The 19,095-nt window shown below is 63.5% G+C and carries 17 protein-coding genes, 1 other RNA gene and 1 pseudogene; 15 read left to right on the forward strand and 4 right to left on the reverse strand.

Annotation, left to right across the window (positions count from 1 at the left end):
* The first annotated feature begins 67 nt into the window (after positions 1-67).
* The 3 genes from PNAP_RS08310 to PNAP_RS08320 all read left to right on the forward strand — a co-directional run bounded on the left by PNAP_RS08310 (position 68) and on the right by PNAP_RS08320 (position 5,363).
* A complete protein-coding gene (locus PNAP_RS08310; RefSeq protein WP_011801062.1) occupies positions 68-1,357 on the forward strand; it encodes a metallophosphoesterase family protein in 1,290 nt (429 codons plus the stop codon).
* Positions 1,354-4,959 (forward strand): ATP-binding protein, encoded by a 3,606-nt coding sequence (locus PNAP_RS28140; RefSeq protein ID WP_011801063.1) that lies wholly within the window; start codon positions 1,354-1,356, stop codon positions 4,957-4,959. Before PNAP_RS08310 ends, PNAP_RS28140 begins: the two co-directional genes overlap by 4 nt.
* A 122-nt stretch (positions 4,960-5,081) precedes the next feature.
* Complete coding sequence (locus PNAP_RS08320; protein WP_011801064.1) at positions 5,082-5,363, forward strand: hypothetical protein; 282 nt, start codon at positions 5,082-5,084, stop codon at positions 5,361-5,363.
* A 10-nt stretch (positions 5,364-5,373) separates the two neighbouring features.
* On the opposite strand, the gene ffs is transcribed toward PNAP_RS08320, so the two are convergent.
* An RNA gene (gene ffs, locus PNAP_RS25165) (signal recognition particle sRNA small type) lies at positions 5,374-5,470 on the reverse strand.
* A 100-nt stretch (positions 5,471-5,570) separates the two neighbouring features.
* On the opposite strand from ffs, the gene PNAP_RS08325 reads away from it, so the two are divergent.
* From PNAP_RS08325 to recR, 8 genes and pseudogenes are all read left to right on the forward strand, one after another.
* Positions 5,571-5,885 (forward strand): c-type cytochrome, encoded by a 315-nt coding sequence (locus PNAP_RS08325; RefSeq protein WP_011801065.1) that lies wholly within the window; start codon positions 5,571-5,573, stop codon positions 5,883-5,885.
* 4 nt (positions 5,886-5,889) lie between these two features.
* Entirely contained in the window at positions 5,890-7,182 is a 1,293-nt protein-coding gene (locus PNAP_RS08330) for an NAD(P)/FAD-dependent oxidoreductase (protein WP_011801066.1), read from the forward strand.
* A 112-nt stretch (positions 7,183-7,294) separates the two neighbouring features.
* Positions 7,295-8,062: pseudogene (locus PNAP_RS08335) on the forward strand (ParA family protein).
* A 31-nt stretch (positions 8,063-8,093) separates the two neighbouring features.
* Positions 8,094-8,549 (forward strand): thiosulfate oxidation carrier protein SoxY, encoded by a 456-nt coding sequence (soxY, locus tag PNAP_RS08340; protein ID WP_041376616.1) that lies wholly within the window; start codon positions 8,094-8,096, stop codon positions 8,547-8,549.
* Between the two features lie 39 nt (positions 8,550-8,588).
* On the forward strand, positions 8,589-8,900 hold the full coding sequence (gene soxZ, locus PNAP_RS08345) for a thiosulfate oxidation carrier complex protein SoxZ (RefSeq protein WP_011801068.1): 312 nt from the start codon (positions 8,589-8,591) through the stop codon (positions 8,898-8,900).
* Positions 8,901-8,961: 61 nt separating this feature from the next.
* Entirely contained in the window at positions 8,962-10,779 is a 1,818-nt protein-coding gene (gene dnaX / locus PNAP_RS08350) for a DNA polymerase III subunit gamma/tau (protein WP_011801069.1), read from the forward strand.
* Positions 10,780-10,856: 77 nt separating this feature from the next.
* Entirely contained in the window at positions 10,857-11,189 is a 333-nt protein-coding gene (locus PNAP_RS08355) for a YbaB/EbfC family nucleoid-associated protein (protein ID WP_011801070.1), read from the forward strand.
* Positions 11,190-11,217: 28 nt separating this feature from the next.
* Entirely contained in the window at positions 11,218-11,844 is a 627-nt protein-coding gene (recR, locus tag PNAP_RS08360) for a recombination mediator RecR (RefSeq protein WP_011801071.1), read from the forward strand.
* A 27-nt stretch (positions 11,845-11,871) separates the two neighbouring features.
* Here recR and PNAP_RS08365 read toward each other — a convergent pair whose 3' ends face one another.
* Entirely contained in the window at positions 11,872-13,917 is a 2,046-nt protein-coding gene (locus tag PNAP_RS08365) for a cytochrome-c peroxidase (protein ID WP_011801072.1), read from the reverse strand.
* Positions 13,918-14,188: 271 nt separating this feature from the next.
* Between PNAP_RS08365 and PNAP_RS27595 the strand changes: the two genes are divergently transcribed.
* The 3 genes from PNAP_RS27595 (at position 14,189) to PNAP_RS25600 (ending at position 15,836) form a co-directional block, all read left to right on the forward strand.
* Positions 14,189-14,395 (forward strand): hypothetical protein, encoded by a 207-nt coding sequence (locus tag PNAP_RS27595; RefSeq protein ID WP_198140680.1) that lies wholly within the window; start codon positions 14,189-14,191, stop codon positions 14,393-14,395.
* A gap of 68 nt (positions 14,396-14,463) precedes the next feature.
* A complete protein-coding gene (locus PNAP_RS08370) occupies positions 14,464-15,516 on the forward strand; it encodes an ABC transporter substrate-binding protein (protein ID WP_157040242.1) in 1,053 nt (350 codons plus the stop codon).
* Between the two features lie 167 nt (positions 15,517-15,683).
* On the forward strand, positions 15,684-15,836 hold the full coding sequence (locus PNAP_RS25600) for a DUF3096 domain-containing protein (protein WP_011801075.1): 153 nt from the start codon (positions 15,684-15,686) through the stop codon (positions 15,834-15,836).
* Positions 15,837-15,879: 43 nt separating this feature from the next.
* Here the strand turns inward: PNAP_RS25600 and PNAP_RS08380 are convergent, their stop codons facing one another.
* Both PNAP_RS08380 and gloB read right to left on the reverse strand, forming a co-directional pair.
* Positions 15,880-17,454, reverse strand: coding sequence for a transglycosylase SLT domain-containing protein (locus PNAP_RS08380; protein ID WP_011801076.1), 1,575 nt, complete (start codon positions 17,452-17,454; stop codon positions 15,880-15,882).
* Complete coding sequence (gloB, locus tag PNAP_RS08385; protein WP_011801077.1) at positions 17,451-18,221, reverse strand: hydroxyacylglutathione hydrolase; 771 nt, start codon at positions 18,219-18,221, stop codon at positions 17,451-17,453. The genes PNAP_RS08380 and gloB overlap by 4 nt, the downstream gene beginning before the upstream one ends.
* 12 nt (positions 18,222-18,233) lie before the next feature.
* Here gloB and PNAP_RS08390 point away from each other — a divergent pair, with 12 nt between their 5' ends.
* Positions 18,234-19,055, forward strand: coding sequence for a class I SAM-dependent methyltransferase (locus PNAP_RS08390; protein ID WP_011801078.1), 822 nt, complete (start codon positions 18,234-18,236; stop codon positions 19,053-19,055).
* Positions 19,056-19,095: the final 40 nt, after the last annotated feature.

A 19,095-nucleotide genomic window follows, 5' to 3' on the forward strand; every position in this document is an offset into this window, starting at 1 on the left:
GCGACACAATCCCCAAGCCTGATTGCCCTCTGTGTGGGCGCCGCCCCAAACTGAAAAAGAGCCTTGCATGCGTTTCATCCATACCGCCGACCTGCATATCGACAGCCCCTTGCGCGGCCTGAGCCGCTACCAGGGCGCGCCGCTGGAGCGCCTGCGCAGCGCCACGCGCCGGGCGCTGGAGCGGCTGGTGGAGCTGGCGGTTGACGAAAAAGTCGATTTCGTGCTGATGGCCGGCGACCTGTATGACCGCGACTGGCAGGATTTCCATACCGGGCTGTTCGTCAATGCGCAGCTGGTGACGCTGAAAAATGCCGGCATCCAAGTCTTCATTGTCCAGGGCAACCACGATGCGCAGAGCCACATGACCCGGCAGATTCCCTGGCCCGACAACGTCAAGGTGTTTTCCAGCCGCACCGCCGAGACGGCGCACCTGAAGGCGCTGGGCGTGGCGATTCACGGCCACAGCTTTCCGAACCGCGAGGTGCCCGAGAACCTGGTGCCCGGCTACCCTCCAGCACTGCCGGGCTGCTTCAACATCGGCCTGCTGCACACCAGCCTGACCGGCACGGACGGCCACGACACCTACGCGCCGGCCACCCTGTCCGATCTGAAGGCCAAGGGCTACGACTACTGGGCGCTGGGCCATGTCCACGCGCGGCAGGTGGTGTGCGAAGCGCCGCGCGTGGTCTTTCCGGGCAACCTGCAGGGCCGCCACGCGCGCGAGACCGGTCCCAAGGGCTGCGAGTTGGTGACGGTCGAAGGAACAGCGATCACGGCGCGCTTCGTGCCGCTGGACGTGGTGCGCTGGCACCAAGTGGAAATTGATATGCAGCCGGTTTTGCAGCTCGATGATCTGCGCCGGCAGGTGGTGCAGGCGCTGCAGTCCGCCGTGGCCGATGCCGGCGAGGTGCTGCATGCCATGCGCGTGGTGCTGACCGGGCAGACGCCGCTGCAGGCCTTAGAGGCCAGCCAGCCCGGCACGCTCGAAGCGGCGGTGCAGGCGGCGGCGCAGGAGGTTGCGGGCGCCGATGTCTGGATCGAGCAGGTCAAGCTCAGGCTGCGCTCGCCGCTGGACCGCGAGCGCATCGGGCAGGGCGGCGACGCGCTGGGCGAGCTGGTGCGCTGGGTCGATGAGCTCTCTAGCGATGGCCCGGCGCTGGAGACGTTTTGCCGCGAGGCGCTGACCGAGGTGCTGGGCAAGCTGCCCGCCGAGGTGCAGGCCGCGCTGGCGCACGAGCTGGCCGAAAGCGACATTCCGCGCCTGGACGACGCGGCCGCGCTGCTGGCGCTGGTCAAGGACGCCGAAGCCACCTTGCTGGCGCGTTTGAATGTCCCCGAAGAAAGGTCAGCCGCATGAAAATCCGCACCCTGTTTTTAAAAGCCTTCGGCCCGTTCACCGACACCACGCTGGATTTTTCCGGCCCGGCCGGCCTGCACCTGATTTACGGCGCCAACGAGGCGGGCAAGTCCTCGGCGCTGCGCGCCATCACCGATCTGCGCTATGGCATTCCGATGCGCAGCAAGGACGATTTTGTCCACGAGTTCAAGAACATGCGCGTGGCCGGCTGCTTCGAGGATGTGGCGGGCCGCGCCGTCGGACTGGCCCGGCGCAAGGGCATGAACGACACGCTGATGGGCGCCGACCCGCTCACCGGCATGCAGTTGCCGGGCGGCGTGGTCTCGCCCGAGGTGCTGCTGGCGCTGACCGGCGGCGTGGCGCGCGAGCAGTTCGAAACCATGTACGGGCTCAATTCCCAGCATCTGCGCAAGGGCGGGCAACTCCTGATTCAGGGCGAAGGCGAGCTGGGCGCGGCGCTGTTCGAGGCCAGCACCGGCTCGGCGGGCATCAAGCAGATGCTGCAAACCCTGCAGGAAGACGCCAAAAAATACTTCAACCCACGCAGCAAGGCGCCGATTCTCAATGACGCGCTGCGCCAGCTCGACGAGGCCAAGCAGCGCTACCGGCTGGCAATCACCAAGCCCGATCAATGGAAAACCTTGAAGCGCGAGCATGAAGCGGCCGAGCTGCATCTGGCCACTGTCAGACGCGATCTGGCCGGGCAGCGGCGGCGCCAGGCCGAACTGGCCGAGCTGCGCGCCGTCGAGCCGCTGCTGCAGCAACTGGCGCTCAACGAGCAGGGCTGGGCGCAAGTCCAGGGCCATGTGGCGCTGCCCGAAGACGCCAGAGAGTTGCGGCTGGCCGCGCTGCAGCAGCAGGCCCAGGCGCGCCAGGCGCTGCTTGAGGCCCAGGCCGCGCTGGCCGAATGCCGGGCGGGCTTGCAGGCGCTTCGGATCGAGCCGCTGCTGCTGACGCATGCGCCAGCGATTGACCGGCTGGCCGCTGATCTGGCGCTGGCCCGGCACGGGCGCGACGAGCGCCTCAAGCTGCAAGCGCAAGCTGATTCCGAGGCCGGCCAGCTGTTGCTGCAGGCCGCGCAAATCATGGGCGGCGGCCAGAGCCCGGACAGCCTGGAGGCGTTTTTCCAGCGTGCCCCTTCAGCGGCGGACCAGGCCGAACTGGCGCGCCTGCTCGATGAAGCCAAAAGCCTGACGCTGGCGCTGCAGCATGCGCAGGAGCGGCTGGACGCGGCCGAGCGCAAGCTGGCGCTGCACCGGCGCGAACTGCTCGAAGCGCCCGCGCTGCCCTTGCAGCAGGCGCTGGCCATGGCGCTGGCGCAGGCGCAACTGCTGGGCGATGCGCCCCAGCGGCTGGCCGAGCAGCAGGCCGCGCTAGGCGCCGAGCAGCGCCGGCTGGCGCAGGCGCTGGCCGATCTGGGGCTGGACTCCGCGGCGCAACTGACGGCCTCGCGCTGGCTGGCTTCGGCCGAGATTGACACTTACGAGCAGGTGCGCCGCGACTGGCAGCAGCAGGCGGCACTGAGCCAGAGCGACTTGAAGAAGCTGCAGACGGACCTGGCCGCGCAGCAGCTGCGCCACAAGAGCCTGTCGGCCACCGGCGAAGTCGTCACCGCCGAGACCCTGCGCCAGGCCAGAGCCGTGCGCGATGCGGGCTGGCAGACGGTTCGCAGCGCGTTCATCGACCGGCCGGCGGCGGCAGCCGAGCCAGTAACGGAGTCGCCCGGCCATCAGCCGCAATCTCTGGCGGCCGACCTGCCGCACGCCTTCGAGCGCGCGCAGACGCAGGCCGACCGGCAGGCCGACCTGCTGCGCGAAGGCGCGACGCGGGCCGCTGAAGTGGCCGAGTGCGAACAGCGCATCGCCGAAATGACGCAGGCGCAGGCCGAACACCAGCGCGCCCGCGCTGAACAGGCGCAGGCGCTGGCCGTGCTCGATGAGAACTGGCGCGGCACGCTGGCGCGACTGGGCCTTCCACACGGAACGGCGGCGCTGGTGCGCGAATGGCAGGCGCTGCGCCAGAGTGCGCTGGAGCGCCACGAGCGCCTCACCGTCGTTGCGCAAGACCATGCCCGGCTGGCGCAACAAATCAGCGCCGCCACGCAGCCGCTGCTGACGGCGCTGGGCGCGCTGGGCGCGCTGGGCGCGCTGGGCGCGCTGGGCGCGCTGGGGCTGGCCGCGCCGGATGAGGCTGCGCCCTTGCAGGTTTTGATGAAGCTGGGCGCCGACGCCGACCGCCGCCTGCTGGCGCAGCAGGCCGCCATCGCGCAGCGCACCAGCGACATGGCCAGCCTGGCGCAGGACATCGAGGACGCGCAAGCCAGCGTGGCCGAACTGACGGCGCTGCGCCAGGGTTGCCAGCGCACGCTGGACGACAAGGCACGACTTCTTTACCTGGGCCAGGGCGCCGCCGCCGAGACCCTCAAGGCGCGGCTGGCCGAATTGCAGCACTGGGTGCAGGACTACCAGCGCCATGCCGAGCACCTCGGGCAGGTCAGGGCGATGCAGGACAGCGAAAACGCCGCCCTCGACGCTGCTGGCGCGCTGGGCCAACTGGTGCAGGAGCCGGTGTGGGAACACCAGTCGGCCTGGCTCGATGCGCTGGCCTTGCGGCTGGCGCAAACGCGCGAGGCCGTGCAGCTGAAGGCCGCCGGGGAGCGCAGCGAAGCCGAAGAACTCCGGCGCCAGCAGCGTGCGCAGGCCGATCTGCAAAGCGCCGCGCAGGCGCTTGCGCAACTGGTGGCGCAGGCCGGCGCACAAGACGCCGACGCGCTGCCCGAAGCCGAAACCCGCTCGGAGCAGCGGCGCACGGCAGCGGCGCGGCTGCACGATCTGCAGGAGCAACTGGCCCAAACCTCGCCCAAGAACGCCGCCACGCTGCGCGCCGAACTGGCCGGCCTGGACCGCGTGGCGATTGACGGCGAAAAGCAGGCCTGCGCGGCAGCTATTGCGCGGCTGGAGGCCGATGAGCAAGCCGCCATCGACGCCGAGCAGGCCGCCCGCATCGCGCTGGCGCAGATCGACACCTCGGACGCCGCCGCCCAGGCCAGAGAGGAAATGGAGGCGGCGATTGCCCGCTACCGCGCTGGCGTGCGGCCGTGGGCGCAGCTCAAGCTGGCGCAGGCCCTGCTCGGCGAAGCCCTGCGGCGTCACCGCGAAAAGGCGCAAGGCCCGGTGGTGGCGCTGGCGGGCGAGTATTTCCGGCTGATGACCGGCGGGCGCTTTGTGCGCCTGCGGGTGGACGAGGACCACGACGCCCCGGTGCTGCTGGCCGAGTCCGCGCAGGGCCAGCGCATGGAAGTCGCCGCCCTGAGCGAAGGCACGGCCGACCAGCTTTATCTGGCGCTGCGCCTGGCCGCGCTGGAGGTGCAGCGCAAACCCGACCGCATGATGCCGCTGGTGCTGGACGACGTGCTTATGACCGCCGATGACGAACGCGCCGCCAGCATGTTCAGCGCGCTGGCAAAATTCGCCACTGCGGGCCAGGTGCTGGTGTTCACGCACCACCATCATTTGCTGCAGGTGGCGTGCGGCGCGCTGGGGCATGACGGGCTGCGGGTTCACCGGCTTGAGGCCGCCTTCGAGCGCCATCCCGCGCCATGAGGCCGGCAGCCGGAAGAAATGCCTGCGCAGGCCGAAATTTTTAACGATTTTCTGCTTTTGCGCACAGCCCATAAGCGCAGGCTGCTATTATTTTTATAGTCAACGAAAGAAAAGAGGATGGCATGATTGTTCGATTCCACATCGACCCGATGGAGCAGGACCTGTACGAGTACAGCGTCAGCTATGAAGGCGAGCCGCTGTATGCCGATGTCGGCCTGGCGTCCATCGAGGACTGCATCGTCGCCGCCACCGAAGGGCTGGACCAGGAGGCCGTGGCGGCCGAGATTGCGTACAAGGGAATCATCAGCGGGACGTATCCGCTGGCGTCGCTGGCATTGATGACGGCGCAGATTGCCGACCATGCGGTGCAGACCACCCTTGCCATTGAGGAAGTCAGCGAATAAGAAAGAATAAGGTGACGAGCCTTGACCCCGGCACTGGCTCCGCAGTTAGGGCTGCTTGGTTCCCCATCTGACCCGGTTGGCCGCTTTACCATGCGGGAAGGCCCGTCACCGCTGATTATAGGGGAAGGTTTTGCGCCTTCGCGTCCTTGACGCCATTTTCAAATCCGGGGTCAGTTTGCCAGCCACTTACAGGAAAGCAATCAAGTCATGAAATGGATATCTATGGCGCAGGCCAGTGCGCTGCTTGCTTTTGCCGGCTGGACCCAGGTTCAGGCCCAGCCGATGGATGCCCTGCAGGTGCGCAGCCTGGCTGCCAGTTGCGCGGCCTGCCATGGCACGCAGGGCATGGCCCAGTCGGGCATGGCGTCTCTGGCCGGCATGAACAAGGAGGCCCTGCTGCAGACGATGCTCGATTTCAAGGCCGGAAAAAAGCCGGCAACCCTCATGCAGCAGATCGCCAAAGGCTATTCCGACGAGCAGCTCGGCGCCCTGGCTGCCTATTTTTCAGCTCTGGACAAATAAAAAAATGAACATCAAACGTCGCCAGCTGGTGCAAGGTGTTGGGGTGTCGGGCGCTGTGGGCGTCCTGGGGCTGTTCGCGGGCTGCGCCGGCCTGCGCGGCGGCGGCAGCCGTCCCCAAGTCGTGGTGATCGGTGGCGGCTATGGCGGCGCCACTGCGGCCAAGTACGTGCGCATGTGGTCCGGCTACAGCATCGACGTCACCCTGGTCGAGCCCGGCGCCCATTTCATCTCCTGCCCGCTCTCCAATCTGGTGATTGGCGGCAGCAAGGGAATGGCTGACATCACCACGCCTTATGACGGGCTGGCCGGCAAGCACGGCGTGCGGCTGGTGCGGGACCGGGTGAGCCGCATCGATCCCGACCGGCGCAGGGTTGTGCTGTCCAGCGGGGCTGAATTGCCCTATGACCGGCTGATTGTCTCGCCGGGCGTGGATTTCATGTGGGACACCTTGCCCGGCATGGCCAGGGAAAGCGCCCGGGACAAGGTGCTGCACGCCTGGAAAGCCGGTGCGCAGACGCTGGCGCTGCGAAAGCAGCTCGAAGCCATGCCCGACGGCGGCGTGTATGCGCTGTCGATTCCGCTGGCGCCTTACCGCTGCCCGCCCGGCCCTTATGAGCGGGCGTGTCAGGTGGCGCATTATTTCAGCCAGGCCAAGCCCAAAAGCAAGGTGCTGATTTTTGACGCGAACGAAGATGTCACCTCCAAAGGGGCGCTGTTTAAAAAAGCCTGGGCTGAGCGTTACAAAGGAATCATTGCGTATTTTCCTTCGCACAAGGCGGTCGATGTGGATGCGGCCACCAACACGCTCAAGTTCGAGTTCCATGACGATGCGAAGGCCTCGGTGCTGAACGTCATTCCTGACACCTGTGCTGGCGAAATCGCTGTCAATACGGGTCTGGCGACTGCCAACAAGCGCTGGTGCGAAGTCGATTTCCTGACTTTTGAGTCCATCGCGGCCAAGAACATCCATGTATTGGGCGACGCTATCCAGATCGCGCCCGCCATGCCCAAATCGGGCCACATGGCCAACCAGCATGGCAAAACCTGCGCGGCAGCCGTGGTGGCGCTGTTGACGGGGCGGCAACCGAATCCTCAGCCGGTTTACAACAATGTCTGCTACAGCTTTGTCAGCGCCACGGAGGTGGTGCATGTCGCCAGCGTGCATCGCTATGACGCCGGCAAAAAAACCATGCTGACCGTGGCCGGCGCTGGTGGCCTGTCCAGCGCCGCCAGCGAGGTCGAGGGGCGCTATGCGATGGCGTGGGCGCGCAACATCTGGGCAGACACGCTGGCCTGATGCGCGGATTCGGCGTTTCAGCGGTGGTTACCTGACAAGGGATGTCGAGGCTGTTTTTGCCCGCAAGAGGGCACAATCACCGCTTCAAGTTTGCAGCACAAGGAATTGCCCCATGCCATGCGTCGTATTCAATCAAAAAGGGGGGGTGGGCAAGTCCACCATCACCTGCAATCTGGCCGCCATCAGCGCCAGTCAGGGCTTGCGCACCCTGGTCATCGACCTCGACCCGCAGGGCAACTCCAGCGCTTACCTGATGGGGGATGCAGCGGTTCAGGGTCAGCCCAACATCGCGGATTTTTTTGACAACACCCTGAGCTTCAGCCTGCGCAAGGTGCTGCCGGCCTAATTCATCGTTGCCACGCCGCATGAAAACCTGGACCTGATGCCTTCGAGCCCCAGGCTGGACGAGCTGCAGTCCAAGCTGGAATCGCGCCACAAGATCTTCAAGCTGCGCGAAGCGCTGCAGCAACTGGCCGGCGACTATGACCGTATCTACATCGACACGCCGCCGGCGCTGAATTTTTACACCCGCTCGGCGCTGATTGCCGCGCGCGGCTGCCTGATTCCGTTCGACTGCGACGATTTTTCGCGCAAGGCGCTCTACACCCTGCTGGAAAACGTGCAGGAAATCCAGGCCGACCACAACGCCGGCCTGAAGGTCGAAGGTATCGTGGTCAACCAGTTCCAGCCCCGGGCCAATTTGCCGCAACGCATCGTCAATGAACTGATCGCCGAAGGCCTGCCGGTTCTGCAGCCTTATTTACCGTCGTCGATCAAGGTCCGTGAGTCGCACGAGCAGTCGCTGCCCATGATCTACATGGACCCCGGCCACAAGCTGACGCAGGCGCTGGTCGCGCTGCATGCAGCAATCCAGCGCTGAGCCTTCAAGCCGAGTCATGCATAAAAACCGGATGCCATCGCGCCGACAGGCACTCAGTCATACTGCCGCCCTGGCGGCCTTGCTGGCTGGCACCGGCCTGTTCCCGCAGCTTGCCAGGGCCAGCAGCAAGCAGGCCTTTGACGCCAGGACCATTCAGGACGCGATGGCGGCGCTGGGTGCCGGCGCCTTGTCCGAAAGCGGCGACGTGACCTTGAGCGGCCCGGACATTGCCGAAAACGGCGCTGTCGTTCCGTTTGCCTTCAGCACCACGCTGCCCGGCGTCAGGCGCCTGCTGTTGCTGGTGGAAAAAAATCCGGTTCCGCTGGTGGCGCTGTTCAATGTGTCGGCCGCTGTCGAGCCGGCTTTTTCCATCCGCGCCAAGCTGGCGCAGTCATCAAGCGTGTACGCCGTCGCCGTCATGGACGATGGCCGGGCGCTGTACGCCCGCAAGGAAATCAAAGTCACACTCGGCAGTTGCGGCACCTGACGCGCGGGCCGGCTTTTTATCCCGAATCAGGAGTTCACCATGGCAGACCCGATGCGCATCCGCGCCCAGGCCAGCGGCGGCAAGGCCACCGTCCGCATCCTCATGGCGCATGAAATGGAAAGCGGCCAGCGCAAGGACGAGGCCGGCCACATCGCGCCGGCCTGGTATATCCAGGAGGTCACGGCAAGCCACAACGGCAACACCGTGCTTGAGGCCGAATGGGGTCCGGGCGTGTCGAAAAACCCCTACCTGCAGTTTGTCGTCAAGGGCGCCCAGGCGGGCGACACGATTGGCGTTCGCTGGAAAGACAACCGGGGCGATACCCGCAGCGACGAAGCCACGGTGTCCTGAGCGGCTTTCCCCGCTTTGCCGCCGGGAAAATGCATGGCTCCAGCCAATTTAGAATGTCGTGATGTCCTATCTAGTGCTTGCCCGCAAATACCGCCCCAAGAATTTCTCTGAAATGGTGGGCCAGTCGCATGTCGTGCAGGCCCTGGGCAATGCGCTCGGCACCGGGCGGCTGCACCACGCCTACCTGTTCACCGGCACCCGGGGCGTCGGCAAGACCACCGTTTCGCGCATCCTGGCCAAGTCGCTCAACTGCACCGGCCCCGACGGGCAGGGCGGCATCACCGCCACGCCCTGCGGCGTGTGCGACGCCTGCCGCGACATCGACAGCGGCCGCTTCGTCGATTACACCGAACTCGACGCGGCATCCAACCGGGGCGTCGATGAAATCGCCCAGTTGCTGGAGCAGGCGGTGTACAAGCCGGTCGTGGGCCGCTTCAAGGTCTTCATGATCGACGAGGTTCACATGCTGACGAACACGGCCTTCAACGCCATGCTCAAGACGCTGGAAGAACCGCCTGAATACCTCAAGTTCGTGCTGGCCACGACCGACCCGCAAAAAGTGCCGGCCACGGTGCTGTCGCGCTGCCTGCAGTTCAACCTGCGTCCCATGGCGCCCGAAACCGTGCTTGAACACCTGGTGCAGGTGCTGGCCCTTGAAAACGTCCCGGCCGAGCCGCAGGCCCTGCGCCTGCTGTCGCGCGCCGCGCGCGGCTCGATGCGCGATGCGCTGTCGCTGACCGACCAGGCGATTGCCTTCGGCTCGGGCCGGCTCGACGAAGCCAGCGTGCGTGTCATGCTCGGCAGCGTGGACCGCAGCTATGTGTTTCGCCTGCTCGATGCGCTGGCGCGCGGCGATGGCCGCACGGTGGTCGAAACCTCCGAAGTGCTGCGCCTCAACGGCCTGAGCGCTGCCTCGACGCTGGAGGAAATGGCGACCATCCTGCAGCGCATGGCGGTGCTGCAGGCCGTCCCCGGCATGGGCGCGGGCGACGACGACACCGATCCGGAAATTGCCGAGACCGCCCGGCTGGCCCAGGCCATGCCGGCCGATGAAACCCAGCTGCTCTACAGCCTGTGCCTGCACGGGCGCGGCGAGCTGGGCCTGGCGCCCGACGAATACGCGGCGCTGACCATGGTGCTGCTGCGCCTGCTGGCCTTCAAACCCCAGGCCTCCAGCGTAGCGTCTCCGGTTGCCGTCAAGCCTGCGCCGGGGAGTGCCGCCGAGCCGGCAAAAAAGCCGCTGCCTGAGCAAGCCGCAGCGCCTGCTGTCCATCGAATTCCTGCAACGCAGAGCCGCCCGGCCGTGGTGCCGGCCGTGCAGGCTGTCCCAGCGCCGGTTTCTGCTCCAGTTTACGAATCAAACAAGCCTTTTGCGCACGCTGGACAAGCGCGGGCTGCTATTAATTCTGTAGCGCCTGAAAAACCGCCGGCCGATCAGCCTGTCATGCCCACGGCGTCATCCCCCGGAACCTTGCTTCAGGATGCTTCCCTTTGCGACGCCTGGGGCCAACTGGTCAACCAACTGGTGGCAGCCGAAGCCATTGCGGCCCTGACGCGCGAGTTGGCCCTGCAGTCGGAGTTGCGCAGCCGCAGCGAAGGCGTCTGGACCTTGCGCGTCGAGCGCGAGTCATTGAGCCAGCCTGCCGCGCGTGAAAAGCTGCAGCTTGCGCTTCAGGCGGCGCTGGTCGATCCGGCCCTTCAGCTCGCCGTGGAAGTCGGACCCGTGACCGACACCCCGGCACGCCGCAACGGCGCCGCACTGGCCGAACGCCAGCGCGCCGCCGAAGCCTTGATTCAAAATGACCCCTTCGTGCAGGACATGATCCGCGATTGGGGCGCCCGGATTGTTCCGGGCAGCATCAAGAGCGTTTCACCCTGAGCCGGGCCGGGTTTGCGGGCACCGAGCCGATATGATCAACGACAGTTTTCAGCAACCCATCTTTAAAGGAAAAAAACATGTTTAACAAAGGACAACTCGCAGGCCTCATGAAACAGGCGCAGGCGATGCAGGAAAGCGTCAAGAAAGCCCAGGACGACCTGGCTTTTGTCGAAGTCACCGCCGACGCCGGCGCCGGCCTGGTGAAAGTCACCATGACCTGCAAGCACGATGTCAAGCGCATCGAGATCGACCCCAGCCTGCTGACGGAAGACAAGGACATGCTCGAAGACCTCGTGGCCGCCGCCTTCAATGCCGCCGTGCGCAAGGCCGAGGAAGTCAGCCAGGAAAAAATGGGCAACCTCACCGCAAAAATGCCGGCCCTTCCCGGCGGCATGAAATTTCCTTTCTAGCCCAAGGCTTTTCCGGCAATCCAGCACCGTGGCAGATTCCAATGCTCTTGACGGCCTGACCCAGGCGTTGCGCAAGCTGCCGGGCGTGGGCGCGAAGTCGGCTGCGCGCATGGCGTTTCACCTGCTGCAGCACGACAAGCCGGGGGCCTTGCAGATCGCGCGTGCGCTGGAGCATGCGGTCCAGAGCATCCGGCACTGCGCCCTGTGCAACACCCTGACCGAGCAGGAGGTGTGCGTGACCTGCGCCAATCCCCAGCGCGACCGCAGCAAGCTGTGCGTGGTCGAAACCCCCGCCGACCAGGCGGCACTGGAGCGAACCCTGGCCTACCGGGGGCTGTACTTCGTGCTCATGGGCAAGCTCAGCCCGCTCGATGGCGTCGGCCCCAACGACATCGGCCTGCAAAAGCTGTTTGACCGCGCCGTCCCCAAGGACGAGCACGGCCAGCCGCTGCCAGCCGCGTCGCGTGAAGTCCAGGAAGTCATCCTGGCGACCAATTTCACCGCCGAAGGCGAGGCGACGGCGCATGTGATTGCCCAAGCCCTGAAAAGCCGTGGCATGCAGGTCACCCGGCTGGCGCGCGGCGTTCCGGTGGGCAGCGAACTCGAATATGTCGATCTGGGCACGATTGCACACGCGTTGACAGACCGAAGGTGAGCCGCCAACTCCGTACCCTAATGTAGGCTAATGCTGGTACGGATCGAGATCAAGGAAGGGCTTGAGCCCGGTTCTGACTCCGCCGGCACCGACTTCAGGCAGGCACATCATGGTGTCGATGGCATCGCCCGATCTGTTGACCCTCAGGCGGTTTTCATCGCCCTCATGCCCATGCGGCACGCAGATCGAAGGGTGGTCAAACGGTGCTTTCTTGAATCGCACCCGGTCATCGCTGAGCGCAAGCAAAAAGGCCACCAAGTCCTTTTTCTGGGTTTCGCTCAGGCCCAGCGGCTTGATGGTCGGGTCCGGAACCGGCTGGTTTTGCGTCGTGAAGTCGCCGCCGCGATTGTAAAAATCGACCACCTGCATCAGGGTTGCCTTTCCCCCGTTGTGGAAGTAAGGGCCGGTGAATTCGACGTTGCGCAAGCCCGGCGTCTTGAAGGCGCCATCAACTGCCAATGGCGCCTTGGCAGCGACTGGAACTTCCCTGGCGGCATCGAAATCCTCGCCCAGCAGCGCCGTCTTGCCGAGTTGCGACAGGCGGCTCTCCGAGAGCGGATTGTTGAAGGGATCGAGTCCGCCCACACCCAAATCATCGGCCGTCGGACGAACGCCGGTGTTGAAGAAGCCGTTGTCGTAGCGGAACACCGAGTTGTTGGCGCCCGCCCGCTGATCGAGCCGCCCCTCCCCGGTGACGTTGGAAAACGACGCGCTGGTGAATTCCGGACCCGAATGGCAGTGAATGCATTGCGCGTTCGGGCTGCGGAAAATCGCCATGCCGCGCTGCTGCTGCGCAGTCAATGCATTGGTGTTACCGGCGGCAAACCGGTCGAAAGGCGTATCGTCGGACACCAGTGTTGAGCTGTAGAGCTGAATCGCGAGCCCGAAAAACAGCGAGAAGTTGGCTTCCATCTGTGAAATCTGGCCGGGATTGCTCCTCTGCCTGTTGGCGTGCGGATTCCTGCTTCTTGGTAAATCCATGTTGCCCAAATTGGCGCTGTTCGCGCCTGGCATGTTGACCCTGGTCCTTGAGTTCCAGTAGTCTGGCTGGAACGCTTGGCGGATCAGGTCCGCATAAGTCTTGTTGCTATTGATCAGCGGGGCCAGCGTGCTGTCGGTGGGCGCTATCTTCTGGTCGGCCAGTGGCACGAGTTTCACCATCTTTGTGCCCAGTTTTGCAAGCGTGCGCCCCTTGCAGCTCATCTCGTTTTCGCTCACCGGCGGGCCGGAGCCCAGCGAGGCGAGCGAGGCGGTGGCAATGGCCAGGCTGAAGGGCCTGAGCACCCCGTTTTCAACTCGCCAGAGCTGCATGTCGGGATTGCGCGGCCCGAACGGATCGCCGCCATTGGCAACGCTGCTGGCGCGGCCATCCCAGAAATTGCGAAAGTTGAAGATCGCGTTGAAAATCGTCGGCGTATTGCGCGGCTCCACCCTGCGCGTGTTGACGCCGTTGATGTTGAAGCCGGAGCCGCCATGGCTGACCGCATCGGAAACGTCCTCGCAGTTATCGGCCTCGCCCGTCCTCCACGCGATATCGGTGAAGGAGCGCGTGTAAACGCCTTGCGACGACGCGATGTCATTCTTGTCCGAGACCTGGCTCTGTGCACTGTTGACATCGGCATGCACCGTGAACGGGAAGTCGGAGGCCTTGAACGCATAGTTCGGCCCCCCGAGCTGGAAGGTCCGATCCCCGGCCAGGATGCCTGGATTGAGCTGGTTCTTGATGCGGTTGTCGGCGCCGGCGTGGAAATGGCAGGTGGCGCATGCGGTCTTGTTGTCGCTGCCCACCCGTGTATCCCAGAACAAGGCCTTGCCGAGCCGGATGGCGGCGGCCTTGTCGGCGACATAGTGATTCAGTATGGCCGCTGCCGGCCCTGGGATCGGAACGGTCTTGAGTGATGCCGGCGGCGGGGGTGGCTCATCTTCTTCCTGCGCCATCACCGCCGCCGCGCCAGAGGCCAGCAGGGCCATCAGCAATGCATCTGCGGTCAGGCGCGAGCGGTGCCGCCATCGGGGCGGCGGATGCATCACACCGTAACAATCGCCGTGCGAGAGGATTTGAAATGCTTTCATTCTCAATCTCCATATGGGTAGAAAAAGCCGACAGGAAGCCGACCGGACGGGCATGTTTCGGGAGTAATTTGAATCAGGGGGAAAGTACTCCATTCAGAATTTCTGCCTGCAATCACAATGCAAGTTTTGTAACGCAAGCCCATGGATGTATGTCGCCGTCACCGTCGCCGGTTGCGAACCACGCTTGCGCTCAGGAAGGCTGCACCCCGGTTTGGCTCTAGCGCGAATGGCGCGGATGCCCCACCCGAAAATCCAATCTCGAAAACGGATCATGGCCATTGCATTTTTTACGGTGGCTTACTGGTGTGCGGCAGCTTTGTTGCCAATTGTGTGTACTGGCATTGCCAAGTTCGGCACCATGCGAACGCCGCCGCGCGAAGGCATCCTTTTCATCTGCTTTCACGGAGGTGTTTGTTCGCAGAAAAGTAAGCACTCGTTACAAGCAGACGGGATTTTGGTATTAACCCGCACGGGATGACCCCGATGCGGGTTTTTTTGTGTACCGATATGCTGAAAAAGAGCTGGCTTCGAGCAGAAAGAATTGGCATGGAACGATTACCCCGCATGTCCCGACGTGTTTTTACTGGCGGCAGCCTCCTGACTGCCGCAACACTCGGCTTGCCTGCGTTGTATGCGCAAACCCAGCCTGAGACCCGAAAAGTCACGATTTCCGTGGACAGCAAGAACACTTTTTACTGTCTGCCCCTGACCATTTCCGAGCAGCTTGGCTATTTCAAGAGCGAAGGCCTGGAGGTCGGCATCAGTGATTTCGAGAGCGCAGCCCTGGCTCTGCAGGCCGTGGCACGGGGTTCTGCCGATATTTGTTCAGCAGGCTTCGAGCACACCCTTCACCTGCAGTCCATGCAGCAGATGTACCAGTCGTTTGTGTTGCAGGGCAGGGCGCCCCAGGTTGCATTTGGCGTTTCTCCCCAAAACCTGCCCGGCTACCAATCGATAACCGACCTGAAGGGGAAAAAAATTGGCGTCCCGGCCCTGGGTTCTTCAAGCGCCATGATGGCCTCCATGGTGTTGTCGCAGGGTGGCCTGAAAGCCGGTGACGCAAGCTTTGTCGGGGTGGGCAAGGCTGCTGATGGCGCACTGGCCGCACTGCGTTCGGGCCAGGTGGATGCCATGAGCAACACCGACCCGCTGATGACCATGCTGGAGCAAAAAGGCGAGGTCAGGATCATCAGCGACACCCGCACGCTCAAAGGCACGATGGAAGTGTTTGGCGGGCCGATGCCGGCAGCCTGCCTGTTTGCGCCGCTCGATTTCGTCCGCAAAAATCCCAACACCTGCCAGGCACTGGCCAATGCGATGGTGCGTGGCCTGAAGTGGCTGCAAACGGCAGGTCCGGGAGACATCATCAAGACCGTGCCCGAAAGCTATCTGCTGGGCGACCGGGGCCTTTACATTGCCTCGTTCAACAAGGTGCGCGAGTCGATCTCGCTGGACGGCATCCTGGCCGATGAAGCTCCGCGCACCGCCCTGAAGGCGCTTGCCAGCTTCGATGCCAGCATCAAGACCGGCAGCATTGACCTTGGAAAAACCTATACCAATGTATTTGCCCAGCGGGCCAAGGAACGCTTCAAGGCTTGAGCGGGTTTGCCCCGGCGCTGCTGCCCCGCCTGATGCGCCCTTTGAAACTCTTCCTGCCGTCCTACAGCCATCATCTGCCAGGCTGTTTAAAGTGCTTGAGCTACTCTTGCGCAGCACGGCTTCAGGCCGCGCCTGCAAAAATAAAAATCAAACCATCAGGGAAAATCATGAATCTTTCAATGAGCATCGGTCCCATCGTCGCTCTCATCGCAGGCATCCTCATTCTGCTGATTCCCCGGCTCTTGAACTACATCGTGGCGGTTTATCTGATTGTCATTGGGCTGATCGGCCTGTTCGGAACGGGCTCCCTGCGTATCTGAAGCGGCTCAAAGCTTCAGGCCAAGGGCTTCCGAATCGGAAATTTCAGCGCCTTTTTGATTTTTTGACAATGGTTTTGCTGGCGCTGCGCCTGACTGGGATGATTTTGATGTTGTCCGACAAGGGGGCGGGTTTTTTAAATGACCCAACCATGTTGGCGACGTTGCGCGCGGTGATCGGCAGATACAGCACGACCTGATGGCCCTGTTTGAAAGCCGCCCCGGCCCTGACGCTGTTCCAGTTGGCGACGCTGGCCACCGTCAGGCCGTAGCGGCCGGCAATGCTGGCGACGGACTCGCCCTTGCGTGCCTTGACGGTCGTGCGGCGGGTGGTGATTTCAGGCGACAGTGAAAGCTGGGCATTGTCGGCGACATGGCTGCTCACGTCATCGTCCATCTGGGCCGTGCGCGGTATCAGCAGGGTCGAGCCGGCCTTGATGAGCATGCGCGGCGGTATGTTGTTCATGCTGCGCAAATCGGCTTCGTTCATGCCGGTATGCCTTGCCGCCTCGGCCGCGTTCATGGTGCTGGGGGCGGTCCATGCGGTCCAGCTGGCATATTGTCCCTGGGTATAGGCGTCAAAATTGCGCTGGAACACCAGCGCGTTGTCCCACGGCAGCAAAATCTGCGGCGTACCTGCGGCCAGGATGACCGGGCGGCGGGCCGAAGGGTTGAGTGCCTTGAAGACGTCAATCGGCACGTCGGCCAGCCGCGCGGCCAGGGCCACGTCAATATCCCGCGTGATCTGCACTTGCTGGAAATAGGGGTGGTTTTCAATCAGCGGCAGCTCGCTGTTGAAGGCCTGCGGATTGGCCACGATATTTTTCACCGCCTGCAGCTTGGGCACGTAAAGCCGGGTTTCCGCCGGCATGTTGAGTTCGTTGTAACTGGTGCCCAGGCCGGCTTTCTGGTTTTTGGCAATCGCGCGGCTGACGCTGCCTTCGCCCCAGTTGTAGGCGGCCAGTGCCAGGTGCCAGTCGCCAAACATGCCGTAGAGTTTTTGCAGGTAGTCCAGCGCGGCGCGGGTCGATGCCAGCACGTCGCGGCGGTCATCGCGAAAGTCGTTTTGCTTCAGGTCAAAGTATTTGCCGGTCGCCGGCATGAACTGCCACATGCCGGCCGCCTTGGCGCTGGAAACAGCCTGCGGGTTGAACGCGCTTTCAATGAAGGGCAACAGGGCCAGCTCGGTCGGCATCTGGCGGCGCTCCAGCTCTTCAACGATATGAAAGAGGTATTTGCTGGAACGCTCGGTCATGCGCAGGATGTAGTCCGGACGGCTGGTGTACCACTGCTCGCGGTCAGTCACCAGTTCGTTTTGCAGGTCGGGCATGGCAAAGCCCCGGCGAATGCGATCCCAGAGTTCCTTGGGCGGCTCGGTCGAGACAATCGGGAATGAATTCACCTGGCCAGGGGTAATGGCACGCAATGGACCCGTCTGAACCCGTTGCCCGGGGGTGGAGCCCGGCCCGGTGGCCAGCACGGGGTCGCCGGGCATGCCCGTTGGCCGGGTGGCACAGCCTGCCAGCACGGTCATCAGCAGCAGCAGCACCAGCGAGAAAAGCCGGAAGTTTGGAAAAGAAAAAGAAGGGTAAAGAGGGGCGGATCGGGAGTGAAGCATCATTTAAATTGGTTTTTCCATTGCCGCAGGGCGGCAAATACCGAGGTGTCGTCATGGACTGACGCGTCAAAGTGGCGTGCGGCTGACACAAGACTGGCTCGCCGCGTGCGTAAAAAAGGATTGATCAGGATTTCCTGCTGGATGGAACTGGGCAAGGTCGGTTGTCCCTGAGCCCGCAGCCGCAGGCAATGCTGCTGGTACGCTGCCAGGTCGGTATTGTCAGGCTCAACGGCCAGCGCAAAGCGCAGGTTGTCCAGCGTGTATTCGTGGGCGCAGCAAACCCGGGTGGCACCGGACAATGCCGCCAGCTTGTCAAGCGATGCCAGCATTTGCGCCGGCGTGCCTTCAAACAGCCGGCCGCAGCCGCCTGAGAAAAGCGTGTCGCCGCAAAACAGCAGCGGCCTGCCATCCATGTCCGGGGTGTAAAAGGCAATATGGCCCGCCGTGTGGCCCGGCACGTCCAGCACCTGAAAATCCAGGCCCAGGGTGTGCACCGAGTCGCCTTCATGCAATGGCTCGAATGGCGCAGGAATGCGTTCGTTGGCCGGGCCATAGACTTTGGCGCCGGTGGCTTTGCGCAGTGCATCGACGCCGCCGGTGTGATCCGCATGGTGATGCGTGACTAGAATTGATTCCAGTTGCAGCGCGGACTGTTCCAGCGCGCGCAATACCGGCTCTGCGTCGCCAGGGTCCACGACCAGGGCGCGCTTGCCGTCATGCAGCAACCACAGGTAATTGTCGGCAAAAGCGGAAATGGGAAACAAATACATGCAGTGGTCTCGATGAACTCGGAAATTATAGGTTTGACAGACTGGCTGAAAACCCCGCCAGGCGCTTACTTGCTGGCTTGGGAGCGCGCCCATTTCGACGAGGCGGTCAGCGATATTTTTGGCTACCACGCCCTGCAGCTGGGGCTGCCCGAACTCGATGCCCTGCAAGCAAACCGCATGCCGCACAAATGGCTGGCCCTTTCATCCATGCCGGGCTTGCCGCTCCAGTCTTCGTTGCAAGGCAACCCGCTCCATCGGATGGAGCCCGCTGCCATAAGTTCCCCCCAGGTTGCCTTGCTGACCGATTCGGCGGCCTTGCCTTTTCCCGAAAACAGCCTGGATCTCGTGGTGTTGCCGCACACGCTGGAGCTTGGACGCGACCCCCATTCTGCCTTGCGCGAGGTCGCACGCGTTCTGGTTCCCGAGGGACGGGTGGTGATCAGCGGGTTCAACCCCGCCAGCCTGTGGGGTTTGCGCCAGCGGCGCGATCATTTTTACCAGCGTTTGGGCTACGACGAGTTTTTTTTGCCCAATGCCGGTGACTACATCGGCTACTGGCGGCTTCGCGACTGGCTGAGGCTGCTCGATTTCGAGGTCGAATCGGCACGTTTTGGCTGCTACCGCCCGGCGTTTGACAGCCAGAAGTGGCTGGACCGGTTCGACTGGATGGATGCGGCTGGCGAACGCTGGTGGCCGATCTTCGGGGCCGTCTATTTTCTGGTGGCGGTCAAGCATGTGCGGGGCATGCGCCTGCTGGAGCCGGCCTGGAAGGCCCGTAAAGCGCCCGCCGCAGCACCTGTTGCCGTTGCCAATAAGAATCCGGCCAGCCGCTGAAAATTCCGCCTCTGTTTTTTGATTTTTTAAACCCCAGTTT

The sequence above is a fragment of the Polaromonas naphthalenivorans CJ2 genome (genome assembly GCF_000015505.1).
Classification (GTDB): Bacteria; Pseudomonadota; Gammaproteobacteria; order Burkholderiales; family Burkholderiaceae_C; genus Polaromonas; species Polaromonas naphthalenivorans.

Excerpts from the sequence above, each read along its gene's own strand:
- PNAP_RS08310 (WP_011801062.1), top strand. The coding sequence starts at position 68 with ATGCGTTTCATCCATACCGCCGACCTGCATATCGACAGCCCCTTGCGC.
- PNAP_RS28140 (WP_011801063.1), top strand. The coding sequence starts at position 1,354 with ATGAAAATCCGCACCCTGTTTTTAAAAGCCTTCGGCCCGTTCACCGAC.
- PNAP_RS08320 (WP_011801064.1), top strand. The coding sequence starts at position 5,082 with ATGATTGTTCGATTCCACATCGACCCGATGGAGCAGGACCTGTACGAG.
- PNAP_RS08325 (WP_011801065.1), top strand. The coding sequence starts at position 5,571 with ATGAAATGGATATCTATGGCGCAGGCCAGTGCGCTGCTTGCTTTTGCC.
- PNAP_RS08330 (WP_011801066.1), top strand. The coding sequence starts at position 5,890 with ATGAACATCAAACGTCGCCAGCTGGTGCAAGGTGTTGGGGTGTCGGGC.
- soxY (WP_041376616.1), top strand. The coding sequence starts at position 8,094 with ATGCCATCGCGCCGACAGGCACTCAGTCATACTGCCGCCCTGGCGGCC.
- soxZ (WP_011801068.1), top strand. The coding sequence starts at position 8,589 with ATGGCAGACCCGATGCGCATCCGCGCCCAGGCCAGCGGCGGCAAGGCC.
- dnaX (WP_011801069.1), top strand. The coding sequence starts at position 8,962 with ATGTCCTATCTAGTGCTTGCCCGCAAATACCGCCCCAAGAATTTCTCT.
- PNAP_RS08355 (WP_011801070.1), top strand. The coding sequence starts at position 10,857 with ATGTTTAACAAAGGACAACTCGCAGGCCTCATGAAACAGGCGCAGGCG.
- PNAP_RS08365 (WP_011801072.1), bottom strand. The coding sequence starts at position 13,917 with ATGAAAGCATTTCAAATCCTCTCGCACGGCGATTGTTACGGTGTGATG.
- PNAP_RS27595 (WP_198140680.1), top strand. The coding sequence starts at position 14,189 with ATGGCCATTGCATTTTTTACGGTGGCTTACTGGTGTGCGGCAGCTTTG.
- PNAP_RS08370 (WP_157040242.1), top strand. The coding sequence starts at position 14,464 with ATGGAACGATTACCCCGCATGTCCCGACGTGTTTTTACTGGCGGCAGC.
- PNAP_RS25600 (WP_011801075.1), top strand. The coding sequence starts at position 15,684 with ATGAATCTTTCAATGAGCATCGGTCCCATCGTCGCTCTCATCGCAGGC.
- PNAP_RS08380 (WP_011801076.1), bottom strand. The coding sequence starts at position 17,454 with ATGATGCTTCACTCCCGATCCGCCCCTCTTTACCCTTCTTTTTCTTTT.
- gloB (WP_011801077.1), bottom strand. The coding sequence starts at position 18,221 with ATGTATTTGTTTCCCATTTCCGCTTTTGCCGACAATTACCTGTGGTTG.
- PNAP_RS08390 (WP_011801078.1), top strand. The coding sequence starts at position 18,234 with ATGAACTCGGAAATTATAGGTTTGACAGACTGGCTGAAAACCCCGCCA.